This window comes from Streptomyces sp. NPDC098789, from assembly GCF_044759975.1.
Taxonomy (GTDB): domain Bacteria; phylum Actinomycetota; class Actinomycetes; order Streptomycetales; family Streptomycetaceae; genus Streptomyces.
The window spans coordinates 1-7,119 of record NZ_JBIWAJ010000052.1; the positions used below are offsets into that span (position 1 = coordinate 1).

The window sequence follows — 7,119 nt, forward strand, 5'->3', positions numbered from 1 at the left end:
CGCCGAACAGGCAGCGACCGAACGAGCGAACCTGAAACCCCATCAACCCGCTCTGACCAGCTGACCAGCACCTCCCACACACCGGGGGAACCTCAAACCGGTACGAAAGGTCCTTCCGGTGGGAACGGGCGCGCTCTGCTACCCGCGCCAGCGAAACGAGCGCGCCGTCTCCTCCCACCGCCAAGAACCACTAGGCCCCTGACCAGTACAAACACCCTTAGCTGACAACCCGTCACTGCCAACACCCACTGACATCAAACCGGCGCGTCGCAACGGGTCCGTCGGCTACTTCACCGCGAGGAGGTCCACGATGAAGATGAGGGTCTCGCCAGGCTTGATGACCTGGCCGGCACCACCGTCGCCGTAACCGAGGTGCGGGGGGATGACCAGCTTGCGCCGGCCTCCCACCTTCATTCCCTCGACACCCATGTCCCAGCCCTGGATAACCTTGCCGCCCCCCACAGAGAAAGTGAACGGCTTGTCCCGGTTCCAGCTGGCGTCGAACTCCTCGCCTGTCGAGTACGTCACTCCGACGTAGTGGACCTCGACCTCCGAACCCTTCGTCGCCTCATCACCCGCGCCCAGCACGATGTCGGTAATGTCCAGACTGTCGGGCGCCGGGCCCGCGTGGAATTCGATCTGGGGCTTGTCAAGCTCCGTACTCATCTCAGGTCTCTCCATCCGCGCTCCGCCCGATACAGGCGTGCTCCGACGACGAGGGCCAATCCCCTCGACACCTCCACGCTAGCGACCCCCTCAGCCACCCGAGGAAGACCCACCACACGACCCGCCGAACTCCCCCAACATGAAACACCTTCGATACCCCCGCCGCCCCAGGCTGCCCCCTGGCCGCCACCCTCGACCGCTTCACTTCGCTGGCGCCGTCCCTTGGACCACTGCCGGAGCACCCGCGCCTCGCCCTGGACGCCGGATACGACTACCGCACGGTCCACGACGACCTGGCCGTCCGCCGGATCGACGCCCACATCGCCGCACGCGGCGCGAAGACCCCGATCCAGACCGGAGGCCGTTGGGTGGTGGAGCGCACGAACTCCTGGATGAACAACTTCGGCAAACTCCGACGCTGCACCGAACGCCGCAAGGCAGCGATCGAGTTCTTCCTCGCCCTGGCCTCCACCATCATCACCATCCGCTGCCTGATCCGCCGCGACTGGCCCCTCTACCGCTGCAGCACCCGGCCTCGCACACCCCGCATTCGATGACCTACTGGCGGACGCCCTAAGCGGCATTGCTACCGAACCCGGAACGGTTCACTGGGCGGGTGTGGCGTGTTCGCGCTGTATACGGGTGGGTGGTCGGCTTCCTACCGTGCTCTGCAACAGTGACGCCGAGGGTGCGGAGGGGATCGGGGATGGAGATGGGCGGGATGCCGAGGGACGCGGTGTCGGGGCAGGAGACGGCGGGCGGGCGCGGGTTTGAACTGTTCCCGTCCGTGCATGTGGCCGACGGCCGAGTGGTTCACCTTGTCGGCGACGGCCACGTCCCGGAGGCCACTTTGACCGATCCGGTTCACGTGGCGCTGGCGTTCCAGGAGCAGGGGGCGAGGTGGCTGCACCTGGTGGTCGCCGAAGACGACAGCGCAGGCGGCGGACTGGTCCAAGCCCGCCGGATCATCGACGCCGTGAGCATGAACGTGCAGCTGATGTGCCGAAGGGGCATCGACGACGACAGGGCCTTGGAAGCGGCCCTCGACACCGGCTGCACCCGCCTCAACCTCGGCCGCAGTGCGCTGACCGACCTGACATGGTGTGCCGACGCCGTCACCCGACACGGCGCGCGCCTGGGCGTGAGCCTGCCCGTTCGCATCGGAGGCCCTGGACGGGGCCTGCGTTTGGCCGGGCCGGGCGGCAGTGACGCCGGCAGCCTGTGGGACGCGGTCACGGTGCTCGATGCGGCGGGCTGTGCCCGCTACGTGGTCACCGACGTCAGCCGCGAGGGAACCCTCGCCGGCCCCAACACCAGCCTGTTCACCCATGTGTGCGCCCGCAGCACCGCCGGGGTCCTGGCCGCGGGAGGCATCGCCTCCCTCAACGACCTGCGCACTGTCGCCGACCTGGCCCCGCACGGCGTGGACGGGGCCTTGGTCGGTCGCGCCTTGTATACGGGGGCGTTCACCCTCCCCGAGGCACTGGCCTGTACGGGCGTGGTCCGAGAGCGGGGCTGACAGCCACTACAAGCAATGGAGCTGTCCGTCACGGGCGAAACGGTCTTCTTCTCCGACACCACCCACCAGGGCAAAAGAGCAACACTGGGCCCGGGCCGGTACGTTCTCCAAGACGCACCGTCTCCGTGGCGGTGAAGACCCAGGTGGTGTATCGCCCCAAGACAGCGACAGCCACCCGGACGCCACGCACATGCCAGCGTCGGCCGATCCTCTGTTCACCCGACCAGCACAAACACACCTGCCTGGCAACCCGCCCCTGCCAGCCCACTGACACCAAACCGGCGCATCGCATCCTGTGGCGCGGTCGGGGCCCGGTCACCGTCTTCGCCAGAGAATGCGGGACGGCCAGTGTCGCCCCGACGACTCCCGGGCACGGCACGAGGACCTGGGACGTCGCCGACTACCGGGCCCGTTCTGCAGGCACTCCGCCGCGCGGGGGCGTCGGAGCGCCAACAGGGCGGGGCAGGGGCATGGGCCTCGGTCAGGACGAAGCCGGTTGCGGGGCCACGGTGGACAGGTTTGTCAGGCCTTGCGTGCGATGCCGCCCGCGATGCTCCGCTGAGCCGCGTTCAGGTCCCTGTCCTGCGGTCCGTCCGGCCACCAGTCGGCGCACCGCACCAGCCCTGGGGTGATCATCTCCAGGTCATTGAAGAGCTCCTGCAATTCGGCCTTCGTGGAGAAGGTGCCGCTGCCCATCATGGAGTGCAGGAACATGTCCTCCATCTTCCGGGCGGTCGCGCTGTACTCGTCCTCCGGGTCCAGGAAGTGACTGATCGCCACGAAGGAGCCGGACGGCAGCGCGTCGATGTAGGCGCCCATGATGTCCTTGCGCGTGCGCGTGTCCTCGCCGTTGTAGTGGTGCAGCGTGCCCAGCTGCAGCAGCGCGATCGGCTCGTTCCAGTCCAGCCTGGACCGCACGACGTCGTTCTTGAGCAGCTTCTCCGGCTCGAAGATGTCCTCGGCGACGAAGACGGTGTTCTCGTTCTCCTCCAGCAGGGCCCGGCCGTGGGCCAGCACGATCGGGTCGTTGTCCACGTAGACGACCCGCGAGTCCGGATTGGCCCGCTGCACCACCTGGTGGGTGTTCTCCGCGGTCGGCAGGCCCGATCCGCAGTCCAGGTACTGCGTGATGCCTGCCTCAGTGGCCAGGAAGCGGCAGGCACGGATGAGGAAAGCGCGGTTCTCGACCGCCAGGTCCTTGGCCTCCGGAACGGCCTTCTCCACGCCCCGGACCACCTGCCGGTCCACGTCGTAGTTGTCTTTGCCGCCGAGGAAAGCGTCGTACACCCTGGCGATACTGGCCTTGGTCGGATCAACGTACGCGGGAACGGGCTTACCGGACGTCGCACTGGACATAGGGCACCTCACAGACAGACTCGACAGCGGCAGGGGTACGAGGCATCGCGCGGCTCGGTGACGACACCGCGACGACACCGCGATGCGAACCGCACTCATCGATCAACGGACTCTAATCCGGTGAAAGCCGCGGAAATTACCACAGCCGCCCCCAGCACATATATCCCACCCATACGTGCGACCCGGAGCGCCAACAACACAGCGAGGGCACCGCCGGACCTGCTCGCACAACCCGTCGATACCCGCGTACGGTCCGACGGGCTGCCGGGCGCGATATCCATCAGTCGGCCCCGCTCCGCTTCATTGTTCGAACCGCGCGGTATTCGCGGGGTTAGGGGGCTCGCGCCCCGGCTGTCGAAGCCCGGACAGACGTCGGCGCCGCGCAGCCGCCTGTCCGGTCCGAGGGGCCAGGCGGGCGGCTGCGGGTCAGACGGTCACGGCGTTGCGGGTGGGTCGCCGCGCAGGGCGAGGGAGTGGTAGGCGCCTGCCGCGATGGACAGGACCTTCGTGTTCGCGGTGGCGGGGACGGCGCTGAGGGCGGTGGTGTGGGCTTTCCATTCGATGGCCCGGCCGTCGGTGCGCAGGGCGACGATGTGGCTGTTGCCGGCGGCGACCTTGGTGATGGTGGACTGGGCGAGTGCGGGTACGTTCTGGTTGGCGATGCCTGTGCCCCAGGCGTAGGCGCGGCCGCCTACGACGGCGACGGAGAAGTCGCGGCCGGCGGCGATGGCGGTGGCGACGCCGTTGGTGACCGGTGCGGGGATGTCGGTCTGCTTCTTGCGGTTGTCGCCCCAGGCGAGGACCTTGCCCTCGTCGGTGAGGGCGAGTCCGTGGTAGGCGCCGGCGGCGATCGCGGTGATGCCGGAGTGGGTCTCGGCGGGGAGTTCGGTCTGCTTGTAGCGGTCGTCGCCCCAGGCCAGGACGGCTCCGTGCTTGAGGGCCAGGGAGAAGTACTGGCCCGCGGCGACGGCGCCGACGTCGGACTTCGCGGCGGGCGGCACGGTGGTGGCGTCGTAGCGGTCGCTGCCCCAGGCCACGACCGTCCCGCTCTTCAGGGCGAGGGAGTGCAGGTAGCCGCCGGAGACGGCGGTGACGCCGGAGGAGAGCGTGGCGGGTACGTCGGTCTGCTGGTAGAGGTTGCTGCCCCAGGCGAGGACCTTGCCGTCCTTGACGGCCAGCGAGTGGAAGGCGCCCGCGGCAACAGCGCTCGCACCCTTCTGGGATGTGGTGGGAATGGTGGCCTGGCCGTAGGTGTCATCCCCCCAGGCCAGGGTCTCCCAGTCCGTCACCGCCGCCTGACGTGGGGACGGCCCGGGCGCTGCGGTGGCCTGGGCGGTGGGGGCCAGGAACGCGCCCAGCGCACCGAGCGCACCGAGCGCAGCCAGGGCGGTCATGGCGGGGCGCCCGGCGCGGCCGCGAGGGTGCAGGACGGGGTCTGTCCAGCGAACGGTGGTTCTGGAGTTGTTAGGGGTTCAGTGGCGGGCGGCTGAGAGCCGGCCGTCGAAGGTGATGTCGAAGGCGTTCAGGGCTGCCTTCCAGCGTTGGGTCCAGCGTTTGCGTCCCTGGCCGGTGGGGTCCAGGCTCATGACGGCCATGTAGACGCACTTGATGGCGGCCTGCTCGTTCGGGAAGTGCCCGCGAGCGCGGACGGCCTTGCGGATCCGGGCGTTCACGGACTCAATCGCGTTCGTCGTGCAGACGATCCGCCGTATCTCGGCGTCGAACTGGAGGAATGGCACGAACTCGGCCCACGCGTTCTCCCACAACCGCACGATCGCCGGATACTTGGTGCCCCATTCCTCCTGGAATTCCAGGAACCGCTCCATGGCGGCGTCCTCGGTCGGCGCGGTGTAGACGGGCTTGAGGGCCTTCGAGATCTTGTCCCAGTCCTGACGGGCCGCGTAACGGAACGATGCCCTCAGAAGGTGAACGACGCAGGTCTGCGTGATCGCCTGCGGCCAGACCGCTCCGATCGCGTCGGGCAAGCCCTTCAGACCGTCGCAGACGACCATGCAGACGTCTTCCGTGCCGCGGTTCTTGATCTCGGTGAGGACCTGGAGCCAGTACTTGGCGCCTTCGCCTCCGTCGCCGGCCCACAGGCCCAGGATCTCGCGAGTGCCCTCGACGGTGACCGCCAGGACCACGTAGAGCGGCCTGTTGGCGACCTTGCCGTCCCGCAGCTTCACGTGGACACAGTCAATGAACAAAACCGGATAGACCGAGTCCAGGGGCCGGTTCTGCCATTCGTTCATGCCGTCGACCACCTTGTCCGTGATCGTGGAGATCGTCTGCTTGGAGACCTCGGCGCCGTAGACCTCCGCGAGGTGGGCGGAGATCTCGCCGTGGGTCAGGCCCCGGGCAGATAGTGAGAGCACCATCTCGTCGACGCCGGTCAGCCGGCGCTGTCGCTTCTTGACGATCTGCGGCTCGAACGAGCCCTCCCGGTCTCGCGGGACCTCGAGCACGACCGGGCCTACCTCGGTCACTACGGTCTTGGACCGGGTCCCGTTGCGGGTGTTACCCGAGCCGGCCTTCTCATGCTTCTCATGCCCGAGGTGGTCGGTGATCTCGCCTTCCAGAGCCGACTCGAGGATCCGCTTCGTCAGCTGCTGCAGCAGACCGCCCTGGCCCGTCAGCTTGATCCCGTCGGCCTTGGCCCGGTCCACCAGCTGACCGATCAGCTGGTCATCCAGCACATCCATCGCCAACCCGGACGGCTGTACCTCCGCCACGGCCTCCGCCGACACGGTCACGTCTGTCATCAGGTGTCACTTCCTGTTCGAAGATCCACCGTTGACCGTACAGACCCTGGGTAAGAGGTGTCGTTTTCCGGAGAGGGCTTGCCCATGGCATCTGACCTGCACGGATGGAAGATCAATAATTTCGGGGGGTCCCACCTCCGGTCACACCTGCGGTCCCCCTCCTAGTGCACCCCTCCAGACACCTCTGCAGCCTCTTTCCGGTGCAACCCTCCAGCGGGTCGGGTGCGCTCGGCGACCTCCACGACCGGGCAGGCTTGCCCAGGCACGCTGAACGGGTGAAGGCCGGACCTGCGGTTCGGCGCGCGCCGAGTGCCGAGCCGGCCAAAGAGCTGCGGCCACGGGTGCCGGACAACCGTCCTCTCCGCTGCGGGAGTTCGCCCCGTAAGATCAGCGGTCGGCGTTGAAGGCTACGACGGGCGGGTCAGGGTGGGTGCGTTACCAACGGGGCCCGGGCCTTCGGGCGGGTCCGCTCCCCCACCCATTCCTCGGACCTCAGCAAACTGAGTCTCACGCGATCCGAGCTACAGGCCGTTCTGGTTGGGGTCTCCGGCCGTTAAGTCGTACTCAGAACCCCTCCGGCAGGATGGACCCGATCACCTTGCCCACACCGCCCAGAAGCCTGAACAGCACTCCAGGGTCCCTGACGACGGTATCCATCCCCGCCGCGTAGGACGCACTACCAGTCATCAATGCAGCACTGGTCACAACCAGAACGGCAAACTGAGGTTCCCCCGGTGTGTGGGAGGTGCTGGTCAGCTGGTCAGAGCGGGTTGATGGGGTTTCAGGTTCGCTCGTTCGGTCGCTGCCTGTTCGGCG

Annotated in this window: 6 protein-coding genes and 1 pseudogene; 2 read left to right on the plus strand and 5 right to left on the minus strand. The window is 67.7% G+C overall.

Features of this window, described 5'->3' with window-relative positions; all coding sequences use genetic code 11:
- Positions 1–285: 285 nt before the first annotated feature.
- Positions 286–666: an FKBP-type peptidyl-prolyl cis-trans isomerase gene (locus ACIQWR_RS41245; protein ID WP_404021258.1), complete on the minus strand. Its 381-nt coding sequence runs from the start codon at positions 664–666 to the stop codon at positions 286–288.
- Between the two features lie 179 nt (positions 667–845).
- On the opposite strand from ACIQWR_RS41245, the pseudogene ACIQWR_RS41250 reads away from it, so the two are divergent.
- Positions 846–1,223, plus strand: a pseudogene (locus tag ACIQWR_RS41250) (IS5/IS1182 family transposase); the annotation flags it as partial.
- A gap of 149 nt (positions 1,224–1,372) precedes the next feature.
- A complete protein-coding gene (locus tag ACIQWR_RS41255) occupies positions 1,373–2,185 on the plus strand; it encodes a HisA/HisF-related TIM barrel protein (RefSeq protein ID WP_404021261.1) in 813 nt (270 codons plus the stop codon).
- A 522-nt stretch (positions 2,186–2,707) separates the two neighbouring features.
- On the opposite strand, the gene ACIQWR_RS41260 is transcribed toward ACIQWR_RS41255, so the two are convergent.
- The 4 genes from ACIQWR_RS41260 to ACIQWR_RS41275 all read right to left on the minus strand — a co-directional run.
- Entirely contained in the window at positions 2,708–3,541 is an 834-nt protein-coding gene (locus ACIQWR_RS41260) for an SAM-dependent methyltransferase (RefSeq protein WP_404021263.1), read from the minus strand.
- A 434-nt stretch (positions 3,542–3,975) separates the two neighbouring features.
- The gene (locus ACIQWR_RS41265; RefSeq protein ID WP_404021266.1) at positions 3,976–4,935 is read right to left on the minus strand and encodes an RCC1 domain-containing protein; all 960 of its coding nucleotides are present in this window, start codon (positions 4,933–4,935) and stop codon (positions 3,976–3,978) included.
- A 78-nt stretch (positions 4,936–5,013) separates the two neighbouring features.
- Positions 5,014–6,243, minus strand: coding sequence for an IS256 family transposase (locus tag ACIQWR_RS41270; protein ID WP_404021272.1), 1,230 nt, complete (start codon positions 6,241–6,243; stop codon positions 5,014–5,016).
- A gap of 624 nt (positions 6,244–6,867) precedes the next feature.
- On the minus strand, positions 6,868–7,119 hold a 252-nt coding region (locus ACIQWR_RS41275; RefSeq protein WP_404021269.1), incomplete at its 5' end, for a hypothetical protein.

What these genes read in the sequence shown, in the direction of transcription:
- ACIQWR_RS41270 (WP_404021272.1), bottom strand. Translation starts at nt 6,243, where the DNA reads ATGGATGTGCTGGATGACCAGCTGATCGGTCAGCTGGTGGACCGGGCC.
- ACIQWR_RS41265 (WP_404021266.1), bottom strand. Translation starts at nt 4,935, where the DNA reads ATGACCGCCCTGGCTGCGCTCGGTGCGCTCGGTGCGCTGGGCGCGTTC.
- ACIQWR_RS41245 (WP_404021258.1), bottom strand. Translation starts at nt 666, where the DNA reads ATGAGTACGGAGCTTGACAAGCCCCAGATCGAATTCCACGCGGGCCCG.
- ACIQWR_RS41260 (WP_404021263.1), bottom strand. Translation starts at nt 3,541, where the DNA reads ATGTCCAGTGCGACGTCCGGTAAGCCCGTTCCCGCGTACGTTGATCCG.
- ACIQWR_RS41255 (WP_404021261.1), top strand. Translation starts at nt 1,373, where the DNA reads ATGGAGATGGGCGGGATGCCGAGGGACGCGGTGTCGGGGCAGGAGACG.